The organism is Micromonospora sp. WMMD1120 (genome assembly GCF_029626235.1).
In the GTDB taxonomy this organism is placed as follows: domain Bacteria; phylum Actinomycetota; class Actinomycetes; order Mycobacteriales; family Micromonosporaceae; genus Micromonospora.
Genome location: NZ_JARUBO010000005.1, coordinates 3,181,461 through 3,206,703 on the forward strand (window position 1 = coordinate 3,181,461; position 25,243 = coordinate 3,206,703).

Consider the following 25,243-nt stretch of genomic DNA (forward strand, 5'->3'; position numbering starts at 1 on the left):
GGCCCGCACCTTTTTGTCGCCTGCGGTCTGCCGTTCGGCCCTGGCGGGCCATCCGGCCGCTGGCTAGGCTTTCCAAGGTTTGCCGGGACCGGTCCTCAGCGTCGAGGGTGCACCACGAGAGAGAGCCGAAGCGTTCGCCGTGTCACCGCAGGACGTGAGCCAGGCTGTCGTGGTGTCGACCGCGCCGGCACCGCCGACGCGTCCCGACTCCGCTGGGCGGCACGCGTACGCGACGTCGCGAACGGGCCGGGGAGGCCTGCTCGTCGCCGGCTCGGTCCTGGCCGTGGAGGCGGCCTGGTTGTTCGCCGCGCTTCCCGGCGCCGCGCTGGTCAGTGACCTTGGCGCGCTCCTGGTTGCCGGCTGGGCGACGTTCGCCTGCGCCGGGGTGGCCCGCCGGCACCCGGCCCCGCTGTGGCGCTTCTGGACGCTGCTCGCTCTCACCATGGGCCTCGCCGCGCTCGGCCGGGCCGTCTGGACGGCGCAGCGGCTCGCCGGTGACGGCCTGCCGCACACGCCGATCGTCGGGGTGATCTTCACCCTTGGCATCCTCACCGGTACGGCGGCGCTGCTCAGCGCGCCGTCCGCGCCGCGTACGGCGGTCGGGCGGGCCCGGACGTTGCTGGACGGCGTGATCGTCGCCCTGGCCCTGGTGCCGATGGGCTGGGTGCTGGTCTTCCGCGGGGTGGCCGCCGCCGAGTTGACCGATCCGGCGCGCACGCTGGGGCTGCTCTTCCCGATGTTCGACCTGATGCAGCTCACCATCCTGGTGGCGGTGTCCGGTCCGGCCCGGCCGATGTGGCGGCCGATGAGCATCCTCGCGGTGAGCCTCACCCTGCGGGTCGTCGCCGACGTCGTCTACGTGTCGCTCGTCGCCCGCGCCGACTACGCCGCGGGGCACCCGATCGACCTGTGCTGGCCGCTGAGTTACCTGCTGATCGGCCTGGCCACCCGCAAGCCACCACCGCCGGACTGCGACGGCGCCGACGACACCGCCGACTCGCCGCTGCCGCCGTGGTGGCGGGTGGCGCTGCCGTACCTGCCGGTGGGCGGGGCGATCATCGCGGTGGTGCTGGCCCGTCGTCCCACCGGGCAGACCCCGCAGCTGGTCTTCGTGACCATGATGGCGTTGCTGGCGGCGCTCGCCGTGCGGCAGGGGCTGGCCGCGAACGAGAACCTGCGCCTGGTGGTGCGGCTGCGCCGGCTCGCGTACGGCGACCAGCTCACCGGGCTGCCCAACCGGCTGCTGTTCAACCGGCGGCTGCGCCTGGCCCTGCGGGAGGGTCGGCCGGTGGCCGTGCTGCTGCTCGACCTGGATGGGTTCAAGCAGGTCAACGACAGGTTCGGGCACGCCACCGGGGACACCTTGCTGACCGGGCTGGCGGCCCGGATGCGGGCCGCCGTGGACGACGACGGCACCATCGCCCGGCTCGGCGGCGACGAGTTCGCGGTGCTCGTCGAGGGCGACCGGCAGGTGTCGCCCGAGCGGCTCGCCGAGCGGCTGCTGGACGCCCTGCGCCCGTCCGAGGGTGAGGAGGACGTCGGGGTGCACCCGTCGGCGAGCATCGGCATCGCCGAGTACGGTCCGCAGCACGCCTCCCACTCGGATCTGCTGCGGGACGCGGACATCGCCATGTACGCGGCGAAGGCGGCCGGCAAGTCCGCGTACCGGACGTGCACCCCGGCACTTCGTGAGTCGGCGGTCACCCGCGCCGAGTTGATCGCCGACCTGCGTCGCGCCGTCGACGAGGAGCAACTGCGCCTGGAGTTCCAACCCATCGTCGACCTGCACACGGGCGCGGTACGCAGCGCCGAGGCGTTGGTGCGCTGGCGGCACCCCCGGCTGGGGATGCTGACGCCGGCGAGCTTCCTGCCGCTGGCCGAGGAGACCGGGCTGATCCTGCCGATCGACCGCTGGGTGATCCACGAGGCGTGCCGGGCCGCCGCGACCTGGCGGGGCCGGGTGCCGGACGCGACCGTCGCGGTGAACATCGCCGCCGCGCACCTGCGCCGGCCGGACCTGATCGCCACCGTCACCGCGGCCACCAGCGCCGCCGGGCTGGCCCCGCGTGCCCTGACCCTGGAGCTGACCGAGTCGGCCCTGATCGAGGGCACCGACGCGGTGCTGGAACGGCTGCACCAGCTCCGCGAACTGGGCATCAGGATCGCCATCGACGACTTCGGCACCGGCTACTCCTCGCTGAGCTACCTGCACCGCATCCCGGCCACCGAACTGAAGATCGACAGGTCGTTCGTGTCCCGGCTGGGCGCCGACGACCGGGCGTACGCCACGGTGGAGATGGTCACCCGTCTGGCCGACGCGTTCGACCTCGCCGTGGTCGCCGAGGGGGTGGAGACCGAGCGGCAGCACGAGGCGGTCACCAAGATCGGCTGCCCGCGTGGTCAGGGCTATCTGTACGGGCGTCCGGACGGGGCGGCGATGGTGGGGCAGGATCGGGCTTGACCCTCACGTAGCGGCAGGCGGGAGCCTGGTTCCCGGAAGGGAGGGGAACCATGGCGTACACGGTGGGCCAGGTGGCCAGGATGGCCGGCGTGACGGTCCGGACGCTGCACCACTACGACGAGATCGGGCTGCTCTCGCCGAGCGGGCGGACCCCGGCGGGGTACCGCCGCTACGACGACGCGGACCTGGAGCGGTTGCAGCTCGTCCTGTACTACCGGGAGCTGGGTTTCCCACTTGAGGAGATCGCCGCGATCATCGACGATCCGGCGGCCGATCGGGCCGCCCACCTGCGCCGGCAGCACGAGCTGCTGACGGTACGGATCAAGCGGTTGCAGGAGATGGTCACGGCGATCGAGTTCGCGATGGAGGCAGGCAAGTTGAACATCCAACTCACTCCCGAGGAGCGGTTCGAGGTATTCGGCGACTTCCGCCCGGAGGATTACGAGGCCGAGACGGAGCAGCGGTGGGGTGACACCGACGCGTACCGGGAGTCGAACCGGCGGGTGGCCGGCTACACCAAGGACGACTGGCTGCGGAACAAGGCGGAGAACGAGGACTGGGGTCGGCGGATCGTCGCGCTGATGGCCTCGGGCGCTCCGGCGGACGGCGCGGAGGCGATGGAGCTGGCCGAGGAGCACCGGCAGCTCATCAGCCGCTGGTTCTACGAGTGCTCGTACGAGATGCACACCTGTCTGGCCGACATGTACGTGGCCGACGAGCGGTTCACCGCACACTACGAGGCCATCGCCCCCGGGCTGGCCGCGTACCTGAACGACGCGATCCACGCCAACGCGATCAGCCGGGCCTGACGGCGACTCACTCCTCGACCGCGCCGTCGGTCGGGGTGACCAGGAAGTCGTAGACGGTCCGGGCCATCCTCCGGACCGTCTCGTCGCCGGTGGCCATCGGCCCGGCGGTGAGGACGCGACGGCGCGTACGGTCGCGCCGGCCGGGTTGACGCTGGCGTCGGCGACGACCGCGCGAGGCGGGTGGGGCCGCCGAGGCGGCCACCCGTCCGGGCGGGCGGCGATCCGAGAGTGACATACCGCAGAGGTATGAATATGACGCTGAGGTATCAGAGGTAACAGCAGCACCCCGACCCGAGGGAGTGGTCATGTTGATCATCGCTGGCAGTCTGCGTGTCGACCCCGCCGCACGGGAGGGCTATCTCGCCGACTGCGCGACGGTGATCACCCAGGCGCGCGCGACCCCCGGTTGCCTCGATTTCCTGCTCGCGGCCGACCCGCTGGAGCCGGACCGGATCCACGTCTACGAACGCTGGGAGTCACCGGAGCGGTTGGCGGCGTTCCGCGGGTCCGGCCCGGATGACGTGCAGACGGCGGCGATCCTCGACGCCGACGTCCGCCGTTACCTCATCGCCGGTGTCGAGGCGCCCTGACTCCGACGCGGTTCACGTGGGCGTGCCGTTGGCGGGCTCGGGTTCCGCCGGCAGGCCGGGCGCCATCCGGCGGATCGAGGTGAAGGTGGGCGTCAGCGCCTCGTACAGCTCGGCGAAGAGCGGCAGCAGCGCGGCGTAGGTGGCGGCGGCGGCCGGGTCGGGGCGGATCGTCTCCTCGATCCGCACCAGGTCGGCGGCGACGTCGATGCTGGAGATCAGCCCGAGCGCCTGCATGCCGAGCATCGCCGCGCCGAAGCTCGACCCCTCGTGCGCGGTCGGGAAGCTCACCGGCATGCCGAGCGCGTCGGCGAGCATCTGCCGCCACAGGCCACTGCGCGCGAAGCCGCCGCCGGCCCGGACCTCCCGGACCTCGTTACCGGCCGCCCGCACCGAGCTGAGCACCAGCGCGAGCTGCTGACAGACCCCCTCCAGGGCGGCCCGGACCAGGTGCTCGCGACGGTGGCCGTGGGTCAGCCCGACATACGCGCCGCGCGGCAGCGCGCTCCAGTGCGGCGCCCGTTCGCTGTGCAGATAGGGCAGCATGATGAGCCCGCCCGAACCGGCCGGCGCGCGGGCGGCGAGGGCGACCAGGTCCTCCTCGGAGTGCTCGCCCAGATCGGGGGCGAGCGCCGCGCCGGCCCACTTGAGCACGATGCCGCCGTTGTTGATCGCGCCGCCGACCGCCCACCGGTGCTCGGTCAGCGCGTAGCAGAACACTCCGCCGAGCGGGTCCACGCTGGGCCGCTCCACCATCACCCGCATCGCGCCGCTGGTGCCGATCGAGCAGGCCACCATGCCGGGGTGCACCGCGCCCAGGCCCAGGTTGGCCAGCGGCCCGTCGCCCGCGCCGACCACCACCGGGGTGCGCTCCGGCAGGCCGGTCTCGGCCGCGGCCTGCGGCGTGAGGCCGGGCAGCACGGCGGTGGTGGCGACCAGTCGGGGCAGCTTGTCAGCGGTGATGCCGGCGATGCCCAACGCCTCGCTGTCCCACTCCAGCCGGTGGATGTCGAGCAGGCCGGTGGCCGAGGCGATCGAGTGGTCGACGACCAGCTCGCCGCAGAGCCGCAGCAGCACCCAGTCCTTGATCCCCACCCAGTGCGCGACGCGCTGGAAGAACCGCGGCTCCTGCTCGGCGAACCAGAGCAGCTTGGGCAGCGGCGACATCGGGTGGATCGGGGTGCCGGTGCGCCGGTGCAGGGCCAGCCCGGACGGCACCGCCCGCAGCCGCTCGGCCTGCCGGGTCGACCGGGAGTCCGCCCAGGTCACCGACGGGGTGAGCGGGTTGCCGTCGGCGTCCAGGCCGATCAGGCTGTGCATGGCGGAGCTGAACGACAACCCGGCCACCGGCTGCACCAGCTCGGCCACGACCAGGCTCACCGACCGCAGCACCGCTTCGAGAATGAGCTGCGGGTCCTGCTCCGCGTAGCCGGGCTGCGGGTCGTTCAGCGGGTAGCCCACCGAGTGGGCGCCGAGCTGCCGCCCGTCGGTGTCGTACGCGACGGCCTTGGTGCTCGTGGTGCCGATGTCGACACCGACGACCACGCCCGCCCGGGCGACCTGCGGCACGACGCTCACCCCCTTCGCGACGGGGGACGCGGCGGCGGCTCCACCCGGCTGGGGCTGACGTTACCGAGGCGGTGGGTAGCGCCGCACGGCACGCGCGAAGGTGGATCGGCCACGTCGCAGTATCGGCCTATCGTGTCAGTTGCTCCACCGATCGGATATTTTGCCCGTTCCGGCGTGTCCGAGCGCCACGCCGAGCCGGTTAGACAGTGCGACACCCCAGATTGGTGGCCTGCGCGGCGAAGGAGTCGGCGTGGCAAAGACTGATTCGACGGGTTCCACATGGCGGTACCGGTGGGCGCACCGGCAGAACGTGCGGCGGGTCCGCACGTACCACGGCGCCGAGGCGGCATGGCGTCGGCGCGACGACGAGTTACGGCGGCTACGCGCGCTGGCCGCCGAGTTCCAGGGGTCCAGGGCGGCCGGTGCCGGCCTGCCGCTGGAGCTGGCCGCCGACGAGGTGGTGCTCTGGGCGCTCCCCGCCGCGCAGCTGGTCGAGATTCGGCACACAGCGGTCCTGCCCGCGCCGGATCTCACCGTCGCTGCACCGGCCGGGCCGCTGCGCCCACGCCGCCCGGACGGCGTACGCGTCACCGACGCCGGCATGGCCGTGATCACCAGCCGTCGGCTGGTGCTCCTCGGCGGACGGGGTCGGCGCGAGTGGGCGTACGGCCGGATCACCGGCCTGTCCCACGACCCGGCGGCCCCGGTCACCCTGATCCAGGTGCTGGACCGGCGGCGTACCTCGGGGTTGTTGCTGCCCAGCGACGCCGCGCCGGATTTCCGGTTCAAGCTGACCCTGGCCTTCGCCGACGCGATCGAGCAGCGCGCCGCGGTGCTCGCCCAACTCGACGAGCTGATCGCGGAGCACGCCCAGCTCAAGCCGTTCCGGACGGCGGCGGTCACCCCCGCGCAGGCCCGGCTGTCGTCCCTCGTGCCCGGCGGCCGGCGGACCATAGCGGTGGCGGCGGCCATCGCGCTGCTGGTGCCGGCGGCGCTGATCGAGTCGAACCCGTCCGACCCGACCGGCGCGGAGGTGGCCGCCGCGGCGACCCCGGCGCCCACCGTCAGCGGTCTGCCCGCGGTGATCCGCCCGGCCGCCCCGGCGCCCACCCGTAGCGCCCCGCCGCGCAAACCGACGACGTCGCCCAGCGCCACCGGGGCGCCGCGCTGCGGGGCGCCGGAGAACCCGCTGGGGTACGACTTCTGCGGCGGGACGCGGATCCGCAAGCCGGCCGCCGAGGTGTGCGACTTCTTCGACTGCGTGCCCGACTTCTGGGCCGGGCGCGGCTATCTGGTGCAGTGCCGCGACGGCTCGATCAGCCTCAACGGCGGTCGGTCCAGCGCCTGTGCCGAGCACCGAGGTGTGCGGCGGACCGTCACCAAGTGACCGATTTAGGAGTTGAAGTCCGCTTCGGTCGGTCAAAATGATCTGATGGAGATCCGGTCTGACGACGGCGCGCGGGTGCGGATGCGCCCGGTCGGCTACCAGCCCGGCGTCGACCCGCCGGACGACCCCGACCAGGTCGCCCCCGGCTGGCACGACTGGCTGCTCGTCGAGGTCGACGCCCGCACCGCCGACGGTCAGACCTGGTCGCACCACTACCCGAGCCTGATGGTCGAGGAGGCCCGCGCGCTCGGCGGCTGGCTGCACGGGCAGGCCACCGCCGCCCTGGGGTTGAGCGCGCCGCCGGCGCTGGTCCGCTTCACCGAGCCCAACCTGGCCCTGCGTACCCGGGTGCTGCGCCGCCGCCGGCTGGAGTTGACAGTGGAGTTCTCCGCCGAGTCGCTGCCGCCCTGGCTGCGCCGCCCGTCCACGGCGATCTACCCGCTGGTGCTCACCGTCTCCGCGGACGCCCTCGCCGCCGCCGCCGAGCACTGGGTCGAGCACTGCGAGGCGTACCCACCGAGGACCCGGTCGCGCTTCCCGGCCCGGGGTCCGCTGCCGCACCGCCGCCGCGCCGGCTGAGCGCCAATTCTCTCCTTCCGGGCGTACCGGGAGACATCGATCAGTCTCGCGTTGCCTGTCACGTACGCGAGCGGTTGTAACGCGTGTGACCGTGACCTCCGTGCCCCACGCACCCTGGCGGACCGCCTGGGCCGAGCGCGAGAACGAGCGCCGACGCCGCGCGTACCGCGACGCCGCCGACGCCTGGCAACGCCGCGACGACCATTTGGCCCGGCTGCGCATCGAGGCCGCCAGCTTCCTCGGGTGTACGCAGCCGCGCGCCGGCCTGCCGGTCGACCTCGCCGACGACGAACTCGTCTTCCGCGTCCTCCCCGCCGCCACGCTGGTCGAGGCCGAGGCTCGGCACGTGCCCGGGCTGCCCGCCCCGGACGGCTCCGGTGCCTTCGCCGCGGCCTTTTCGGATGCCCTGCCGCCGGGCCTGCGGGCCGTGGACACCGGCCTGGCCGTCGTGACCAGTCACCGGGTCGCCTTCGCCGGCCGTGCGCGCCGCCGCGAGTGGCGGTACGCGGACCTGGTCGGCCCCGCCCACCATCCCGACGTGCCGGTGACCCTGCTGCCCGACCACAGTCGACTCGGTGGGCTGCTGGTGCCGACCAGCGCCGTGGTGAACTTCCGGTTCTACCTGACCCTCGCCGTCGCCGCCGACCGGGCCGCCGTCCTGGCGCAGGTCGACGCCGTCGTGGCCGCGCACCGGAACGCCCGGCCGGTGGCGTGTTCGTTCGTGCGCCCCGACGACGCGCCGCTGACAGCCGTACGCCCCGACCGCCGGGCGCTCGGCGCTGCCGCCGTCGCGGCGGTGGTGTTCGCGACCGTCGGCCCGGGTGCGCTCGGCCCACGCCCGGCTGGTCCGGATCTGCCGGAGCCGGTGCACCGGGCCGAGATCGTCGCCCTGGACGTGCCCATGGCTGCCCCTGTGGCGTTGCCTCCCGTCGGGCCGGTTGCCCCCAGACCGCGGACGGGGCTGATCGAGCGTGCCCCGTCGGCTGCTCGGCCGGCAGTGCCGGTATCCGGTCCGGTGGTGTCGGCTGCCGTCGAGCCGACTGTCCTGCTGGACCCGTCGCCGGCCGCCACACCGCCGCGCGCGCCACATCCGTCCGCTGGTCCGACGCCTGATCCGGTCCCCAGCAGCCTCCCGACGCCATCCGTCGCACCGCCGCCGACCCCTCCGGCGCCGACCTCTTCGGCGCCGACCTCTTCGGCGCCGACCTCTTCGGCTCCGACGGCGACGCCCTCGCCGGATGCGGGCCTGCTGGCGGTCTGTCTGGACCCGTTGCAGCTCCCGGTGCTGTGCCCGTCTCCCACGCACTGATCGGGCTCGCTGTTCTGGTGTTCCGCAGCGCTCGGGTTCCGGCTGGCTCGGGCGTCGACGTCTCCGCCCGGCGCGGTCAGGCGTTCGCGCCGAAGTCCGGAAGGGTGAGGGCGCCGTCCGGGCCGAGCGCGAAGCCCGGATTCCAGGCGATCTCCCAGATGTGACCGTCCGGGTCGGCGAAGCAGCCGGCGTAGCCGCCGTAGAACGTCTCTCGTGCCGGCTGGGTCACCTCGGCGCCCGCCTGGAGCGCGGTGGCGATCAGCTGGTCGACCTCGGCCCGGGAGCGGACGTTCTGGGCCAGGGCCACCCCGCCGAAGCCGTCACCGCCCCGATCGTCGATGCCGGCGTCGGCGGCGAGCTTGTCCCGACTCCACAGGACGAGCGCCAGGCCGCCGGCCTGGAAGAAGACCGTCTCCTCGACCTCCTGGCCGCGCCAGCCAAGGTGCTCGTAGAACGCCCTGGCGCGCGCCAGGTCGCCGACGCCGAGGGTGATCAGGCTGATCCGCTGCTCCATGGCCCCAACCTAGTGCGTGATCAGTCCGGGGCGTGGTTCCCCGCACGGGCGCCCGGTCATCGGCGGTGAGCTTCAAAAGCACGCGACCGACACCGCCCCGCGTCCGAAAAGGATTAGGGCGCGACGGTACGCTGCACATCGGTAGCGCAGCGTGGTGATCGGGGCGTCCGTGGGCACCTCGGCCACCCGACGTCGGTTGTGCCGGACACATGGGGGGAACCATGTTCGAGCGGCTGGGCAGATTCGTCGTGGGCAGGGCGTGGTGGGTGATCGCCGGGTGGGTGGTCGCGGCAGCCGCCATCATCGCCACCACGCCGTCCCTGAGCGACATCACCTCCGCCGACCAGGAGAGCTTCCTCCCTCGCTCGTACGAGTCGGTGCAGGCCACCGAGCTGGGGCAGAAGGCGTTCCCGCAGCAGGCCACCGCGACGGCGACCATCGTGGTCAAGCGCGCCGACGGGCAGAAACTCACGCCGGCGGACGAGGCGAAGGTGGGCCAGCTCGCACAGTCGCTCAAGGCCAGGAACATCCCGCGCACGTCCGGCTACCTCACCGGCCCGCCCGCTGTCGCGCCGGACAGGTCGGTGCAGATCATCAACGTCGGGCTGGACGCCCCCACCCCGGACGACCCGGCACTGCTGGACGCCGTACGCGACCTGCGCGCGGACATCGGCCCGGAGCTGGCGAACAGCGGGCTGACCGCGGGCGTGGCCGGTGACGTCGCGAGCTTCGTCGACAACGAGGACACCTTCAACGACGCCTTCGCCGTGGTCGGCATCGCGACGATCATCCTGATCATCGGGCTGATCCTCGTCATCTTCCGCAGCCCCATCGCGGCGCTGCTGCCCGTGGTGGTGGTCGGCGTCGTCCTGAGCATCACGACGGGTCTCGTCGCCGCCGCCGGCAAGGCATTCGACCTCAGTGTCAGTCAGGATCTGCAGACGATCCTGCTGATCGTGCTGTTCGGCATCGGCACCGACTACATCCTGTTCCTGCTCTTCCGCTACCGGGAGCGGCTGCGCGCCGGCGACGACAAGCGCACCGCGATGATCGTCACCGTCCAGCGGGTCGGCGAGGTCATCACCTCGGCCGCCGGAGCGGTCATCGTCGCGTTCCTCGTGCTGCTCCTCGCCTCCCTGGGCTTCTTCGGCTCCCTCGGTCCGGCGCTCGCGATCGCGGTCGGCGTCATGCTGATCACCTCGCTCACCCTCATCCCGGCACTCGTCTCCCTCCTCGGCCGGTACGTCTTCTGGCCCTCGAAGGCGTGGCAGCGCGCGCCCGAGGCCACCATCTGGCACCGGCTCGGCAACACCGTCGGGCGCCGGCCGGCGCTTGTCGCGGCGGCCTCCGGCGTCCTCCTGGTCGCGCTCGCCGCAGGCGTGCTCGGCTACAAGGCCGACTACGACTTCAGCGCCGGCTTCCCGCAGGACACCGAGTCGGCGAAGGCCGCACAGGACCTGCAGCGCGGGTTCGCCGCCGGCGCGCTCGCCCCCACCGAGGTCTACCTGACCACCAGCAACGGGTCGCCGCTGACCGAGCAGCAGGTCAACGACTTCGCGACGGCTGTGGCGAAAGCCCCGGGTGTGGGCCAGGCGCAGCCCCCGGAGCGCAGCACCGACCCGAGCGTGGTCCGGGTGAGCCTGCTGCTCAACGAGAACCCGGTCTCCAACGAGGCGATCACCCTCGTCCGCGACGATCTGCGCGGTGCCGTGCACGCGGCGGCCCCGCCCGGCACCCGGGCGCTGGTCGGCGGGACCACCGCGATCTTCGCGGACATCAACTCGGCGAACAACCGCGACCTGTCGGTGATCCTGCCGGTCGCGGCCGGCCTGATCGCGCTCATCCTCGCGCTGCTGCTGCGCAGCCTGGTCGCGCCGATCTACCTCGTGATCGCGGTGCTGCTCAACTTCGCCGCCACGCTGGGCGCCACTGTCTACCTCTTCCAAGGGCTGCAGGGCGAACCCGGTGTCACCTTCCAACTGCCGATCATCCTGTACCTCTTCGTGGTGGCGATCGGGACTGACTACAACATCCTGATGATCGCCCGACTACGCGAGGAGGCACGGGAGGGCAACGAGCCGCACCAGGCCGCCGCCATCGGGGTCGAACACGCCGGCCCGACGGTCGCGGCGGCAGGCCTGATCCTGGCCGGGACCTTCGCGGTGCTGCTGCTCGCGCCGATCTCGTTCCTCCAGCAGATGGGCTTCGCGGTGGCGATCGGCATCGTGCTGTCGGCGTTCGTCATGTCGATGTTCTTCGTCCCAGCGCTGACCGCGCTGATCGGGCACAAGGCGTGGTGGCCGGGCCACGGCGACGAGCGACCGGCCGGCGGGCCGCACGTCCCGCCGGAGCCGGACGCCGTGGCGCAGGGATAGCCGGGCAAACCGCCAGGCGGGCCGATATCAGGCGGCGATCGTGCGGGCGGCGGCGTAGACGTCAGCGGGTAGGGCGTGGCGCAACCTCCAGAGGATGCGCATCGGGCGGTCGCCGGTGTGCTCCTGGTAGGTCATCGGCCCGGCGTAGAGGTACGGCGGCGCGCCCAGGTCGCGGTCGGGGATGCGGGTCTCCCGGACGAAGAGGTGCACCGTCGAGCCACCGGACGTGTAGCGCTGCCCGGTCGCCGACGCCGCCGAGGTGGTGCTCTGCGACTCCCACTGGAACAGGGTGTCGGTGATGGCCCGGTCGGCGTACATGGTGGTGGGGGAGTAGTGCGCCTCCGACTTGACCAGGGTGACGAAGAACAGGTCGGCCCGGGCGTCGGGCAGCCACTTCACCCCCTCGCGTAGCGAGCCCGGGTTGGGCATCCCGAACGCGGCACACGCCTCGTTGCGGCTGTACCGGGCGTGCACCCGCAACGGCACCGCGCCGGGCGCGACGGCAGGCGTCACCCGGTGGATGCGGTCCCGCAGCACCTCGGCGACCTGTCCCAACTCGGCGCACCGCGCCGGGTCCTTCCACAGCCGCGTCAGTCGTTCGTCGCGCGAGGTGAGGGCGGCGTTCGGCCCCCAGAGACCGAAGTGCAGCATGTCGAGGAGGCGGCCGTTTCCCTCGTACACCTGCTGACCTGGCGCGGGCGGTCCGGCCGCGACCCGGGTCAGCAGCTCCAGCCGGTCGACGTCGTCGGTGTGCAGCATCCGGCCGATGGCCCGGCCCAGCTCCCGGTCGTCCGGGCCGGGGTCGGACGTCTCGATGCCGGCGAGGCGACGCAGGCCGGTCCAGCCGCCGATGCTCGCCGACCGGTAGACGTCCTCGATCTCCAGGCCCGTCTCGCGGAGGAACGTGGGCAGGCTGACGTCGCCGAGGTGGCGTAGCTCGGTCACCAGGCCGGCCTTCGAGGTGGGCAGTGCCGACCTCAGGTTGGCGAGCACCACCTCCTTCGCCACGCGGTCCAGCTCGACGTGGCAGCCGCTGGGCAGGCTCGGGAAGTCGTCGCGGACCGCCTCGGTGATCGCCCGCCGGGTCACCCCGGTCAGGGCACGCCAGCGCAGGTCGAAGCGGAAGTTGGCGTTCTGCCCGCCGATGAAGTCGAGCACCGTGAGGCAGGGCTTGTCGTCGTCGAGGCGCAGGCCACGGCCAAGCTGTTGCAGAAAGATCGTGGCGCTCTCGGTGGGCCGCAGCATCAGGATCGTGTCGACCATCGGCAGGTCGACGCCCTCGTTGAACAGGTCCACGGTGAAGAGCACCCGGAGCTTGCCGGCCTTGAAGTCCCGCAGCAGCCCGGCCCGGTCGGTGCCGGCCCGCGAGGTCACGGCCGCCGCCTCGACACCGTGCTTCCGGAACCAGTCGGCCATGAACTCGGCGTGCCCGATGCTCACGCAGAACCCCAGCGCCCGCATCCGTCCGACGTCGACCTTGTCGCGGACCGCCCGCAGCACCAACAACGCCCGAGCGTCGTTGCCGGTGTAGACGGTGTCGAGCTGCGTCGGGTCGTAGCCCTGACCGCGTTTCCAGGTGACGTGCGACAGGTCCACGTCGTCGTGCAGCCCGAAATACTGGAACGGCGACAGCAACTGCCGCTCCAACGCGTCCCACAGGTGCAGCTCAACCGCCGCGCGGCCGTCGAACCACCGGCGTACGTCGCCGCCGTCGGCCCGGTCGGGGGTCGCTGTCAGTCCGAGGAGTACGCGGGGACGCAGGCGTTCCAACAGTCGCGTGTACGTCGGTGCCTCGGCGTGGTGGAACTCGTCGACGATCACCATGTCGTACGCCTCGGGGTCCACCTCCCGCCGGTGCAGCGACTGGATGGAGGCGAACACGTGCTTCCAGCCGTTCGGTCGGTCACCCGCGACAAGCGTCTCCCCGAAGCTGCCGTCGCCCATCACCTGCCGGAACGTCGACAGGCTCTGTCGCAGGATCTGCTCCTGATGCGCGACGAAGAGCAGCGAATCTGTTTGTCCCGCCCTGTGTAGCCGGCGGTAGTCCAGGGCGGCGACCACCGTCTTGCCGGTGCCGGTCGCCATCACCACCAGGTTGCGCCACCGCCCGTGCACCAACCGCTCGGCGTCCAGGTCGGCAAGGATCTCCGCCTGATACGGGTACGGGCGGACGTCCAGGTTCGAGATATCGGTCGGCGTCTGGTCGCGGCGCTCCCCTGTGAGTGCCTGCCGTAGCCGCTCGGCGTCCCTGGCCGCGTCGTACGCCTCGAACGCCGGATCGTTCCAGTAGTCCTCGAACGTCGCCGTGAACGTGTCGATGACGTGCGGCTGCTCGATGTTCGAGATGCGGACGTTCCACTCCACGCCGTCCACCAGTGCGGTCTTCGACAGGTTCGACGAGCCGACGTACGCGGTGGTGGTGCCGTTGGACCGGCGGAACAGCCACGCCTTGGCGTGCAACCGGGTCGTCCGCGTCTCGTAGGAGACCTTGACCTCGGCACCCAGCTCACTGAGCCGGTCCAGCGCCCGCTGATCGGTGGCACCGAGGTAGGTGGTGGTGATGACCCGGACCCGGCCACCCCGGGCGATCAGCTCGCGGATGGGCTGCTCGACGATCCGCAGGCCATACCACTTGATGAACGCGCAGAGCAGGTCGACGCTCTCCGCCGACGCCATCTCGTGGTTGACCTCGTGACCGATGCGCGGCTGGTGCCGGCCGTTGACCAGCAGCGCGCCGGTGGAGAGGGGAGTGGTCGGGCGTTGCGGAAAGGCCGGTAGCGCGGGTGGAGTCGGCGGGGCGGCGATGGCGTGGAGAAGGTGCCTGGCGTCGGTGACCTGGTCCTGATCCGTTGCGGCGGTTGGGCTGAGGGCGGCGATGGCGTCGGCGATGTGGTTCGCCATCTGGACCTGGCGGTGCAGCTTGTCGTCGCCGTTGGGGACGGAGTGGAGGGCGCGGGCGGCGAGGGTGGCGATGTGCCGGGCGAGGGTGGTGTGCGCGTCGGCAGGGTCGAGCTTGTGGTGCTGGACCAGGGCGGGATCGACGTGCTGGAGGCGGGTGGCCAGATCACGGGTGATCAGATGCTCGTAAACACCCCGCTCAAGGTCAACCATCAGAGCAACTTATCCGATCGCAGCAAGAGAGGCAGCCTTTCGAGCAACGGTTTCAGGGGCAGGCCCAAGCGTGCTGTTAGCGCAGCGCCGGAACCCGAGCGGCCGACTTGAGTGGGACGAGTACTGATTGTGTCGGGAGGCCGACACTCCTTGATGATGTGGATCAACAGAGTAATAAGATGCATCCCTTGCTGCTTGCTCGGATGCCGAATTTTACTATTGATCACGCGCGCGAGAGGTTCCATCCTGCATGAATGCGTACCTCTCACTGTTGTCTGCCACGGCGCTATGTCTAGTTGTTTTGATTTGCCTTGTGGTCCTGCTTCGAATGCTCTCTCCTGCGCTGCGTGGTCGGACGTGGGTGGGCAGGGGTGATTCAATCAGATACGATCACGTCAACATGTTGCCGATTCCTCGGCAAGTGGATGCAATTCTAGAGAACCTTGCGAAAACGTACCATTTCAGGGTATCGCAAAGCGATGCAGCTGGAATGGAAATGGCGGAGCCTGTCAGGTGTAGACCGCAGTTTTACGGTGAGGCCGTTATCGCTATTTCGACACCTTACCGTCAAGGCATGACGGTCTCACTGGACTGTGGCGGGCTGTCGCAAAGCGACATTATCAGGGTCGCTGATTTTTGTAGCGGCTTGTCGGCATCCTCGGGCGGTTGGATACTTCGTGCGGCCGACTTTGTCCTGCTCCTAACGCCCGGGAATGATGATTGTCGATCCTAAAGGGGTCGCGGAAGCGGAGAGTGCAGCGATGGCGAGGCAAGGTGGCACTGACCGGCCGATGGAGGAGTTGTCGGGTGATAGCGCCGGGCATTTTAGGGGCAACGATCAGCTGCTGCTGTTGACTCACCAGGTACGCGAGACTGAGCACCGCCTTGCTGTCGCGAGGGGCCGGAGATCGTGGTCGAACGTGTCCATGTTGTTAGGCCCGCTCCTCGGGGTTATTCTATATGCGCTCTACTGGATTCCTGTGATACCCAGACTTGCTCTACAGGCGGTCTACATTCCGGCCATTCCGGTTGCTATCGCCTTCTGTTTCGCATCGTATTATCTGAAGACGCACGCGGGTTACCCGGAAAGATTGCCCAATGGGGAAGTTGAATACCTCAAGGAAGGTGATCTAGAGCTTAGGCTAGCTAGGCAGAGAGATAATCGCAAACACTTTTTGGCGCGCACCGACACTGATACCAAGGTCCGCCGTATTGCATACAAGGAAGATGCTTTCTTCGATATCGATCGACTGCGGCTTGAGAGTAAGGGTTATCGACGTTTTAACAATTTTTTGCAGGGTGTTCTGATTATCGGTTCCATAGCTGCCACTGGGGCGGCTGGTTTGGTTGCGGAGTTCGAATTTTTGCGATGGGTTACCCTTGGCCTTACTCTGGCGGTGGGTATTTCCAGCGGATTTATGGGCTACTATAAATATAAGGAACGCAGTTTCTACCTTCAGCAAACGGCGGATGCAATCGAGAATGAATGGGAAGCCGTCGAAGTGGGTGTCGGGCGTTATAAGCGGTTCGGGGAGGATGAAGAAGGAGAGGCGCTGGCCGAGTTCGTCGAGGAGGTGCACCGCTTGAAGGCAGAGCAGAAGAAGCGTCAGCAGAACCTAGAGCAACCTCCCGAGGCGCGGAATGCTGGCGAGTGATGCTGACGAAGGTTAGGAGGCGACATGCCTCTAAGATCACCTTGCCGGTGTTGAATGGAACGGCTCTTCGCCGGTGGGGTTGGGCGCTCGTGCTATTTCGTCGGCCGCGATCCGGCAAATCCGAGGCAGTCATTCACCAGAACATCGAAAAGAGGCGCATCCTCCCAGCTCGGCCGCAGTCTACTGACCTTGCTCCATCCCCAGGAGGCATACGCCCTCCGGGCGGCAGCATTGTCTGGGTGAACCAACAGCGTGGCTCGTTTCTCGCCCCGACCAAGTATCAGCTCCCCATGCAGCGCCCTCGCGATGCCCTGACGTCTCCACTCCGGGTGCACCAGCAGCTCGCTGAGCGCGAACGTGCGATGCCCGTCCTCCTCGGTGAACCCGAGTGGCACGGGTTCGTGAATCCCTTCCCACCACCGTGTCTGCTGAGGTAGCGGAAACCCGTAGACGTAACCAACCAGGGCCCCGTCAACCGACGCGGTGACCAACTCCCAGCCGACGCGCTGCATGTGGAGGTCGAGCTGACGCCGGTAGCGGTCTTCGCTGTAGAACTCGCCGGCGCCCGCGTAGACCTCCAGATAGAGGTCCACGAGCTGATCGAGGATGCCCCTGGCCTCGTCGGCACTATAGTGCCGAAGCCGCAATCCCTCAATCACGCGAGCGCCGCCTGGTCGTACGCGTCAACGAACTGACGGCTCGCCCTGGTCGCCCGCTGCGGCGCCGCCAGACTCCCGCGCACCTGCGCGAGATGTTGGCTTACCCGCTTCGAGTTGATCTCGCGTACGGCGGGCAGGACGTCTAGGGCGACCCGTGCCGCCTCGTTGATGTCGCCCTGCTGGTACGCCGCCTCCGACAGTCGGACGGTGTAGTAGACCTGGTTCCGGCGGTGACCAGGCGAGGGGTTGGCAGTGATCGCGCGCAACGACTGAACAGCGCGCTCGGGCCTGCCGAGGGCGAGGTAGGACAGCCCTTCGATCCCCTCCAGCTCTTGAGCGTTCACGAAGTGGACGAAACTCTGGTCGTCCTCGTGCGTGCCGCGCTCCAACTCCCGGCGGGCCTTGGTCATCTCACGGCTGAAGCCACTGGCATCCCTGAGGACGGCATAGGCGTGTGCCCTGCGTAGGTGCAGCAACGTGGTGAGTCGAGGTGTCGCCCACCCGGCGGAGACACGAAGAGCCGCTTCGGCGCAGTGCAGCGACTCACCCGGTTGGCTCTCACGGATCAGCAGAGACAGGTGCGTATGGGCGCGGACTTCCACCTGTGGGTCGTCCGCAATTCGGGCACGGGTGATCGCCTCGTGCAGGTACGGCCTCGCCTCGGACCGGCGATCCGCGTCGATGGCGAGCCAGGCGGCCTCGATGGCTAGATCAGCCAGAGCGCTTTGGAGCGCGTCGCCCACCTCTCTGCCGTAGCTCGACCGCGCGGCCCAGGCCGACAGCCTGGAATGCGCGTGCATGGCGACATCGCAGAGCAGGTCAGCGCCGGCTGCCGCGTCGGCCCGCCGGAGATCATCAACCAGCGAACTGGCAAGTCGCACCTGTTCCATGCCGATGTTTCCCGGCACCTCGGCTGATGACCCGGGCAGCAGGTAGGTGTGACCGCTCGCGGCGAGTCCCGCAAGTGCGGCCAGTACGGTGAAGCGTCGGCGGTCCGTGGTGCCACCCCCTTGGCTCGATGCCTGCTCCACGTTAGCGGCCACGACTGCCTGTTCGCCTCGCTCGACCACCCGATCGCCGCCATGTGCGCCCTCCGCCCGCCTGTTCACGTGGCTGGCGACCGGCCAGCTCTGCTGATCGGGGAGGCGGAACCACAGGCAGGGAGCGGGAATCCGGAGAAGCGTCGCCCAGTGCGCCAGCCGGTCCAGGTGCACCAGCGGCGGACCGTTCTCCACCCGACTGAGCTGCGCCTGCGTGATCCCCAGCCATCCCGCCACCACGGTCTGTGGCAGCGCCACCCGCCCGTGGTACGGATGGCACCGGTACGCCCGCACTACCCGCCCCAGATGCCGTTCCGCCAGCGCCCGCCGGATCGGCGCGTGCTCCCAGAAGCTCGCCGGTACCGCGGGCGGCGAACTCAGCCGGTCTCGTTCGGCGGCCTGGCACGGCGTACACCGTCCGCTGTCGTTGTCCCGGGCCAGTCGTCCGCCGCAGCGAGGGCAGTTCGAGTGGGTCACCGACGGCTCCGTCCATCTCGCTTCGTCGAGCCTATCCATTGAACACGGTGCGTAGGGCGTTGGTATACGCGCGACGCATAACGTCAATGGACATCGGCCGCTCAGGACGGGCGTACCCTCCGCAGTGCTTCGACGACCACGTTCCAACGCTCCGGCCCACGCGCCGGATCCAGCGGTTTGCCGTCCGCGACGACGACGCCGGCCGCGCGCAGCACCGCGAGGTGACCCGCGTACGCCGGATGCGCCGCCAGCTCGGCCTTGGTGTGCGGGAACGCGATGATCGGCAGTCCCGCACCCAGCGACTCGTTCAGGACGCCGAGCGCCAACGTGTCGTTGATGCCCAACGCCCACTTCGTCACCGTGTTGAACGTGACCGGAGCGGCCAGCACCACGTCAGCCGGCGGGTGCGGCTCGGGGTCGCCGGGCATCCGCCACTCCACGCGTACCAGATAACCGGTTTTGTTCTGCAACGCCGTACGGTCGAGCCAGCGCGCGGCGGTGGGACTGGCGATCATGCACACCCGCCACCCGTCGGTGATCAGCAGATCGACCAGCTCGTCGATGTGCTCCGCCGGACCCGCGGCGCAGACGACCAGATACAGCACCGGACGTTCCGTCATGCCCGCAGTCTGCCCGACCGAGCCGGGGCGAGATCGCACGCATACCGGTCGCGCATGCCTCCGACGAGCGCGGTGACATGCCGTGTCCACTGGTCAAGAGCCAGATTCGGGGCATGCCCACGCCGACCGATGACGACCACTCCGATCGCGCCAGCCTCGCCGCCGCCTGGGCGTCGGTTGACGTGCGGGCCGCCGGCGACTTCTGGTGCACGCTCGAAGACCGCCGACCCGGCCTGCTCCCGCAGCGCGACGCGCCGCTGTTCTTCTCCGCGCTCGGTCGCCTCGTGGTCGGGGGTGATGCCCCGGCGGGCCGGGCGGCGCTGCTCCGGGTGCTCGGCCACGCGTACCGGCGCTTCGACCTGCTCCCGCACGCCGGCACCATCGCTGACGCGCTGCTCGCCACCGTCGCCCGCCACGCCCATCCGCCGTGGACGCCGCAGCTCGCCGACATCGCCGAGCCCGCCGTCTGCCGTGCCACGCGCGCGGTCCGTCGCGCCGCCGCCCAGGCCGGCGACGGCCCGGCCTGGTGGCACGTCCAGGTCATCGACCACGACCGGCCGTCGCCCGACACCGCCATCCTCACCGTACGGCCCTGGCGGCGACTGCCCTTCCGACCAGGCCAGGCGGTTCCGGTCTGCACGCCGCGCCTGCCCGGCCACTGGCGCTGGCTCTCACCCGCCAACGCCCCACGCGCGGACGGCACCGTCGAGCTGCACGTCCGCGCCGTACCCGCCGGGTCCGTCTCCCGCCACCTGGTTCATCGGGTACGCCCCGGCGAGCTGCTCTGGCTCGGCCCACCCGACGATGTCGGCCTGAGCCTGAACCCGGCGCGTACCGTTGATCTGCTGCTCGTCGCCGGCGGCACCGGCCTGGCGCCGCTGCGCGCCCTCGTCGAACAGGTCGCCGCCGCGCCGGACGGCCGCCGGGTGACGCTCGTCGTCGGCGCGCGCAGGTTCATAGACCTGTACGACGCGGTCACCCTCGACAAGCTGCAATGCGCCCACGATTGGCTGACCGTCGTGCCGGCCCTCTCCGACGACCCCGGTGCCGAGCCGGTCGAGCGCGGCGATGCCCTGACCATCGCGTTCCGCCATTATCGCCCGGACCAGGAAGTCTATCTCTGTGGCCCACCGGCGATGCTGGCCGCCGCACGGCCACTGTTACTGGCCCATGGCGTCCCCGCCGCACGCGTTCACCGGCCTACGGTGTGAGCCGCCCTATCAGCGTGCAGATCGACTTACTCCTATCCGAAAACAGTTAAGTCTCGTCCTGGTAGACGCCGTGATCTTGTTAGCCTGACTACGAGTCGACGACTGTGGGAGACGCGCATGGCCGGACACTGGGAAGCGGACCGAAACGCCAGCTTCTCACGGAGACTCGGTAGGTCCGCCGCGGAGCTGGGTGAGAGTGGCGGGACCACGACCTGCCCCGACGTCTGGGAGCTGTCCAATGGTGATGTGGCGGTCATCGGCCGTGACCTGACCGATGTCCTGAGCGGCCGTCTACCGGACGGCGTCAGTGTGGGCGCGGACGAACGGGTGGTCGTCATCCCGCGAAGCATGCTCGTGGCTGCCAAGCCGGACATCCCGGATGCGTGAACTCCTCCGTTCCGTCGCTCGTCGACGCCTCAGCCTCGCCGATTACGACGCTGACTTCTACGAGACCGTCGAGTCCACCGACGGGCCCATCCTCAAGACCGAGCGGATTCAGACCTTCCGTGAGCCGGGCAGCCCCAGTTGGGAGGCGTACGCCGACGGTCGGTGGGATGACGCCCTCCGGATCGCCGCCGAGCCGAACCCGGAGCTGGAGGCCTTTTTCCAACGCCTTGACCAGCTCGATTCCGGCCTCAGGCGTCTGCGGATCGTCGAACTACCGCTTACTCCCTACCTGGTCTGGGAGCTGCATCTCCTTCGCCACAGAGCCGAGGCGGGAGAGCAGATCAAGGTGCTGAATGCCGAAGCGATCAGCGAGTGGGAAGCGGCAGCCGGCACGGTTCCCGAGCTGATGGTGGTAGGCAGTCAGGCCCTCTACGAAGTCCTCTACGACGACGCCGGCACCCCGATCGGTGCCGAGAAGTCGGTCGAACCGGTGGTCGTGCAGAGCCTTCAAAGTCAGATCCTGGCGCTGCTCGATCGGGCCGAGCCCTTCGACTCCTTCTTCCGTCGAGAGGTCGACGGGACAAGGCCGACAGTGCCGCAGCTGTAGTAGCCTGCCTCCACCCAGCGAGCGTGGAGGCAGTGTGCCCCGACTCCGGATGGTCTCTGATCTGGCCCGTCGATCCGGCACGCCGACGATCCTCCTCATTGCTGTTCTGGCCATGCTTGCGGCCGTCCTGTTCTCGCCTGCGGTGTTGCTCTGGGTTGGCCGTCGGCCCGGGTACGACTGGGCGTTGTTGGGCAACGTCGGTGAGACGTACGGGGCGGCATCGGCGATCCTCGCGGCTCTGGCCCTGGTCGGTGTGGTCTCGTCGTTGGTGCTGCAAGCTCGGGAGACCAAGGCTGCCCGGGAACAGGCGCTCCGCGCTCTGCACACCGACCTGCTCAAGATGGGGATCGATGATCCCGCACTCCTCGAGTGTTGGGGGCCGATCGAGGATGCCGCCGACACGGACTGGTTCCGCAAGCATGTCTACGCGAACCTCATCGTGACGCACTGGCAACTCATGTGGGAGGTGGACGTCCTCAGCGCGCCGCACCTGGAGGTCCTCGCCGATCAGTTCTTCAGGGGGCAGGTCGGGCGGCGGTTCTGGACCGAGGCCCGCGGACCACGATCAGCGGCCGAGACGTCCCGGCGCGCGCGACGATTCACGGCGATTGTCGACAGCCGGTACCTGTTGGCGGTGGCGGCAGGTCCAGCAGAGAACGAGCCGCGCACGGTGGCGCGGCCGACAGCCGCCGACCAGGCTTCCGAGCGGAAGGCCGGGGAGAGCCGCGCGACTGTGCTCGCAATCGGAGCTGCCCTGGTTGCCGCTGCCGTTATCGCCGGCCGTTATCGCCGCCGAGGTGGTGGGTTCCGCCGGTAGGCGGCCGGTCAGGTGTTCGTGTCGCCGAATTCGCGGACCTCGTCGACGTCCAGCGTGATCCGACCGTTCTCGGTCCACTGCCCGGTGGCGGCGAGCCAGCTCGGGTCGTCGCGCTCGTCGATGGTGCTCCAACTGTGCCGGTGATGCCGTAGCTGGATCGGCCCGGTCGACTGGCCCGGCGCGAGCGTGCCGTCGGTGAAGGTCAGCTCCACCCAACCAGGAACGGCGGTGCCTGGCGGCGGGTTCGGCGGCGCGGGCGTGGTCAGCACCGACGGCCCGCCCGGCCCGCCCGGCGGAGGGAAGAACTGCACCGTCTGCTGGATGCGGGAGCAGCCCACCGCGGCCCAGTCGCAGTTCGGCACCAGCGAGGTGTTGCCGCCCTCGAAGCGCAGGTAATAGCGCACCCGCACGGTGCTCAGGTCGAGCGGCGCGGCGCCGGTGTTGGTGATCCGGAGCAGATAGTGGATCTGGTTGTTCGTCGGCGACCAGTCGAGGTTGAGGTAGCTGACCGTCGCGCGGCCGTTCACGGTGCGCACCGTGGTGGCCGCCGAGGCGTCCGAGTAGCCGCCGAGCGCGCGGGCGGCGATGGCTATCCGGTACGTCGTGCCGGGCACGAGGTCGGTCAGCGTGATGGTGGTGTCGGTGGTGGAGCCCAGGAAGCGGTACGTGTTGGGGCCCAGTGGCACCTGCACCTCGTAGTTGATCGGCTGCTCGTTCGTGGGATCGTCGATCCAGGCGGAGGGTGCCCACCTGAGGGTGAGCTGACGTGGTTCGTTGGCGACCACGGTCGGGCTGCCGGGGGTGCTGATCGCCGGGCCGTCGGCCTGGGCCGCGGTGACGGCGCCGACGGCGAGTGCGCTCGCCAGCGCAGCGAGGGCGATGGTGGCGGTGACACGGCGAGTACGCATAGGCGAATCGTAACCGTGATTCTCGTGCGTCAATGCGATGTCTCACTTTGTGGCGGAACTGCGCGTGCCGCAGCCCGTTCGGCGCATTCTCGGAATTCCGCACTCGAGCGATCTGGCAACCAATCGTCAACCCTCAATACGTTGATCGCGCCCCCGACATCGCGAGATGTCGAATGGTCACTCCACGTCCTGTTCGTGCCGTGCTGGCGGCCGTACTCGGTTGGTCTTTGATCGTTTTTCGGCACCGGTGCCGGCCGGCGCTTCCGCCGCGGCCGAACCCACGCCGCCGACCGGACGGCTTCCGGGCCGCGATGGCCGACCTGGCGAACCTGCCGCACGCCGGGCATCCACCGCCGGCACCGACTGACCGCCGTCCGCAGGCGTCCACCAGACCGTAGCGTCCGTTACGCGACGTAGTCGGTTTGGAGATAATGCCTGGTCAGGCGGCTACTTACCGTCAACCCGTCAAAACGAGCGGCCCGGACGTGGTGCCTCATCCGCCGCGAGCCCGGCCTCAGACGGGAGAAACACATGCGTGCTCAGTCAGAAGCGCGACGGTTCGGCGCCCGAGTGTCCGTACTCGTGCTCGGTCTTGTCGCGGCCGGGGCGGTCCTCACCCCGGCGAGCCCGGCCTCCGCCGCGGTCCCCGGTCTGGTGCGGATCGCCGCGACCAGCGCCAGCGACTCCGCCGACTTCCACAGCGCCACCGCGACCTGCCCGGTCGGCAAGGTGCTCACCGGCACCGGGTACGAGCTGAACGGGGTGACCGGCGAGGGCATCGTCGACGACCTGCGCCCGAACGGCGGCCCGGCCACCGCCCCGACGGCGGTCACCGTCGGCGCCTACGAAACCGAGGCGTTCGCCGGGAACTGGTCGGTGACGGCGTACGCGATCTGCGCCAACCCGGTGGCCGGCCTGGTCCGGGTCACCGCCACCGGGGCCAGCAACTCGCTCGACTACCACAGCGTCACGGCCACCTGCCCGGTCGGGAAGGTGTTGACCGGCACCGGGTACGAGTTGAACGGCGTCACCGGCGAGGGGGTCGTGGACGACTTCCGCCCCAACGGCGGCCCGGCCGCCGCGCCCACGTCGGTCCTCGTCGGCGCGTACGAGTCGGACGCGACCGCCCTGAACTGGTCGGTGACGGCGTACGCCATCTGCGCCACGGCATAACCCGGTCCGTCTGGTGGCCGCCCCGTCGTCGCGCCGGGGCGGCCACGACGGTTCCGGGTCAGTTCGGGGGCGTCCGCGCGGTGGGCAGTGTGACGTCCGCCCTCGGCAACCGCTCGCGGTGCCTCAGCGGGAGCCAGTCTCCCTCGGGGTCGAGCAGTTCGATGAGCCCGACGAGTTCGTTCTGCAGGAGCACCAGCCGTTCGTTTCCGTGCGGGCCCGCCGCGGCCACGTCGTCGACCTCCGCGAGCAGACGGGTGAACCAGGAGGCGAAGCCCGGGTCGGTTTCCAGGCGATCGCAGAAGGCGGCGTACCCGAGCACGTCCGTCACCGTCCCCTCGGACGTCTCCACCCGGTGCAGCATGACCTCACCGATGGCGCGCTGGTGGCCCCGGAACACCCGGAACGGGCCGGACAACCCGTCGGTCGCCAGGGGGTGATGGATCCGCTGGATCGCGGCGAAGAGCTCCTTGGTGGTCTTGACCGAGTCGAGATCGAGAAAGCGCTGTTCCCGGCGCAGAACCTCCAGCCAGGCCAGGTGTTCGGCGAGGACGTACACGGTGTTGTGCCGGACGTAGTGCTGGTCCTCGCTGTTGGCGGAGTGCAGGTGCCCGCGCAGGAAACCGCGGCCGAGCACGTTGTGCAGCCGGGACTGGAGCGACTCGGCCGACGACAACAGCGGCACCCGGTAGCGCCGGAACAGGTCCTCCGCGGCCTCCACCTTCTCCCGGCTACGTGCCTCGTCCTGTAGGCGGTGGGTGACGAGAGTGGTCCGGTAGGTCACCACCATGCTGATCAGCGCCACGGCCCCGGACACCATCGCGATGACGATTTCTGGCCCCATGACCACAGCTTGCCCGTCTCCTCACGGCGCGTGGTGGACGACCCGCCGTGGGGCCGGCGCGTGGTGGACGACCCGCCGGGCGAGCGGTCCGGCGCCGCGTGCCGGTGCGGTGCGCCGTCGATACCCCGATATGGCGTCAGCGGACGG

22 protein-coding genes are annotated in these 25,243 nt (G+C 70.0%); 13 read left to right on the forward strand and 9 right to left on the reverse strand.

The annotated features are described in order from the left end of the window. Positions 1–172: 172 nt before the first annotated feature. Together O7634_RS15045 and O7634_RS15050 are read left to right on the forward strand one after the other, a co-directional pair. Entirely contained in the window at positions 173–2,461 is a 2,289-nt protein-coding gene (locus O7634_RS15045; protein ID WP_278150746.1) for an EAL domain-containing protein, read from the forward strand. Between the two features lie 50 nt (positions 2,462–2,511). Further along, positions 2,512–3,270: a MerR family transcriptional regulator gene (locus tag O7634_RS15050; protein WP_278150747.1), complete on the forward strand. Its 759-nt coding sequence runs from the start codon at positions 2,512–2,514 to the stop codon at positions 3,268–3,270. Between the two features lie 7 nt (positions 3,271–3,277). On the opposite strand, the gene O7634_RS15055 is transcribed toward O7634_RS15050, so the two are convergent. Continuing rightward, entirely contained in the window at positions 3,278–3,505 is a 228-nt protein-coding gene (locus tag O7634_RS15055) for a hypothetical protein (RefSeq protein ID WP_278150748.1), read from the reverse strand. Between the two features lie 70 nt (positions 3,506–3,575). Between O7634_RS15055 and O7634_RS15060 the strand changes: the two genes are divergently transcribed. Continuing rightward, a complete protein-coding gene (locus O7634_RS15060; protein ID WP_278150749.1) occupies positions 3,576–3,860 on the forward strand; it encodes an antibiotic biosynthesis monooxygenase family protein in 285 nt (94 codons plus the stop codon). A gap of 12 nt (positions 3,861–3,872) precedes the next feature. Here O7634_RS15060 and O7634_RS15065 read toward each other — a convergent pair whose 3' ends face one another. Next, positions 3,873–5,426, reverse strand: a complete 1,554-nt coding sequence (locus tag O7634_RS15065; RefSeq protein WP_278150750.1) for a gluconokinase — start codon at positions 5,424–5,426, stop codon at positions 3,873–3,875. Positions 5,427–5,676: 250 nt separating this feature from the next. Between O7634_RS15065 and O7634_RS15070 the strand changes: the two genes are divergently transcribed. From O7634_RS15070 to O7634_RS15080, 3 genes are all read left to right on the forward strand, one after another. Next, on the forward strand, positions 5,677–6,813 hold the full coding sequence (locus O7634_RS15070) for a hypothetical protein (protein ID WP_278150751.1): 1,137 nt from the start codon (positions 5,677–5,679) through the stop codon (positions 6,811–6,813). A gap of 45 nt (positions 6,814–6,858) precedes the next feature. Continuing rightward, positions 6,859–7,392: a hypothetical protein gene (locus tag O7634_RS15075; RefSeq protein WP_278150752.1), complete on the forward strand. Its 534-nt coding sequence runs from the start codon at positions 6,859–6,861 to the stop codon at positions 7,390–7,392. Between the two features lie 100 nt (positions 7,393–7,492). Continuing rightward, positions 7,493–8,701, forward strand: a complete 1,209-nt coding sequence (locus tag O7634_RS15080; RefSeq protein WP_278150753.1) for a hypothetical protein — start codon at positions 7,493–7,495, stop codon at positions 8,699–8,701. Between the two features lie 76 nt (positions 8,702–8,777). Here O7634_RS15080 and O7634_RS15085 read toward each other — a convergent pair whose 3' ends face one another. Beyond that, on the reverse strand, positions 8,778–9,215 hold the full coding sequence (locus tag O7634_RS15085; RefSeq protein WP_278150754.1) for a VOC family protein: 438 nt from the start codon (positions 9,213–9,215) through the stop codon (positions 8,778–8,780). A 221-nt stretch (positions 9,216–9,436) separates the two neighbouring features. Here O7634_RS15085 and O7634_RS15090 point away from each other — a divergent pair, with 221 nt between their 5' ends. Further along, positions 9,437–11,590, forward strand: a complete 2,154-nt coding sequence (locus O7634_RS15090) for an MMPL family transporter (RefSeq protein WP_278150755.1) — start codon at positions 9,437–9,439, stop codon at positions 11,588–11,590. A gap of 27 nt (positions 11,591–11,617) precedes the next feature. Here O7634_RS15090 and O7634_RS15095 read toward each other — a convergent pair whose 3' ends face one another. Continuing rightward, positions 11,618–14,701, reverse strand: coding sequence for a DUF3427 domain-containing protein (locus O7634_RS15095; RefSeq protein WP_278150756.1), 3,084 nt, complete (start codon positions 14,699–14,701; stop codon positions 11,618–11,620). 713 nt (positions 14,702–15,414) lie between these two features. Between O7634_RS15095 and O7634_RS15100 the strand changes: the two genes are divergently transcribed. Next, a complete protein-coding gene (locus O7634_RS15100) occupies positions 15,415–16,356 on the forward strand; it encodes an SLATT domain-containing protein (protein WP_278150757.1) in 942 nt (313 codons plus the stop codon). Between the two features lie 92 nt (positions 16,357–16,448). Here the strand turns inward: O7634_RS15100 and O7634_RS15105 are convergent, their stop codons facing one another. From O7634_RS15105 to O7634_RS15115, 3 genes are all read right to left on the reverse strand, one after another. Beyond that, positions 16,449–16,949, reverse strand: coding sequence for a GNAT family N-acetyltransferase (locus O7634_RS15105; protein WP_278150758.1), 501 nt, complete (start codon positions 16,947–16,949; stop codon positions 16,449–16,451). A 62-nt stretch (positions 16,950–17,011) separates the two neighbouring features. Beyond that, positions 17,012–18,313, reverse strand: coding sequence for a hypothetical protein (locus tag O7634_RS15110; protein WP_278150759.1), 1,302 nt, complete (start codon positions 18,311–18,313; stop codon positions 17,012–17,014). 320 nt (positions 18,314–18,633) lie between these two features. Continuing rightward, positions 18,634–19,152 (reverse strand): flavoprotein, encoded by a 519-nt coding sequence (locus tag O7634_RS15115; protein WP_278150760.1) that lies wholly within the window; start codon positions 19,150–19,152, stop codon positions 18,634–18,636. 113 nt (positions 19,153–19,265) lie between these two features. On the opposite strand from O7634_RS15115, the gene O7634_RS15120 reads away from it, so the two are divergent. The 4 genes from O7634_RS15120 (at position 19,266) to O7634_RS15135 (ending at position 22,174) form a co-directional block, all read left to right on the forward strand. Continuing rightward, the gene (locus tag O7634_RS15120) at positions 19,266–20,363 is read left to right on the forward strand and encodes an FAD-binding oxidoreductase (RefSeq protein WP_278150761.1); all 1,098 of its coding nucleotides are present in this window, start codon (positions 19,266–19,268) and stop codon (positions 20,361–20,363) included. A gap of 117 nt (positions 20,364–20,480) precedes the next feature. Next, positions 20,481–20,750: a hypothetical protein gene (locus O7634_RS15125; protein ID WP_278150762.1), complete on the forward strand. Its 270-nt coding sequence runs from the start codon at positions 20,481–20,483 to the stop codon at positions 20,748–20,750. Continuing rightward, positions 20,743–21,357 carry a DUF6879 family protein gene (locus O7634_RS15130; RefSeq protein ID WP_278150763.1) on the forward strand — a complete coding sequence of 205 codons (615 nt, stop codon included), beginning with the start codon at positions 20,743–20,745 and terminating at the stop codon, positions 21,355–21,357. The genes O7634_RS15125 and O7634_RS15130 overlap by 8 nt, the downstream gene beginning before the upstream one ends. 49 nt (positions 21,358–21,406) lie before the next feature. Then, entirely contained in the window at positions 21,407–22,174 is a 768-nt protein-coding gene (locus O7634_RS15135; RefSeq protein WP_278150764.1) for a DUF6082 family protein, read from the forward strand. 8 nt (positions 22,175–22,182) lie between these two features. Here the strand turns inward: O7634_RS15135 and O7634_RS15140 are convergent, their stop codons facing one another. Next, positions 22,183–23,082, reverse strand: coding sequence for a cellulose binding domain-containing protein (locus tag O7634_RS15140; protein WP_278150765.1), 900 nt, complete (start codon positions 23,080–23,082; stop codon positions 22,183–22,185). 531 nt (positions 23,083–23,613) lie between these two features. On the opposite strand from O7634_RS15140, the gene O7634_RS15145 reads away from it, so the two are divergent. Further along, on the forward strand, positions 23,614–24,255 hold the full coding sequence (locus O7634_RS15145) for a hypothetical protein (protein WP_278150766.1): 642 nt from the start codon (positions 23,614–23,616) through the stop codon (positions 24,253–24,255). 58 nt (positions 24,256–24,313) lie between these two features. Here O7634_RS15145 and O7634_RS15150 read toward each other — a convergent pair whose 3' ends face one another. Further along, complete coding sequence (locus tag O7634_RS15150; RefSeq protein WP_278150767.1) at positions 24,314–25,096, reverse strand: hypothetical protein; 783 nt, start codon at positions 25,094–25,096, stop codon at positions 24,314–24,316. Between the last annotated feature and the right edge of the window lie 147 nt (positions 25,097–25,243).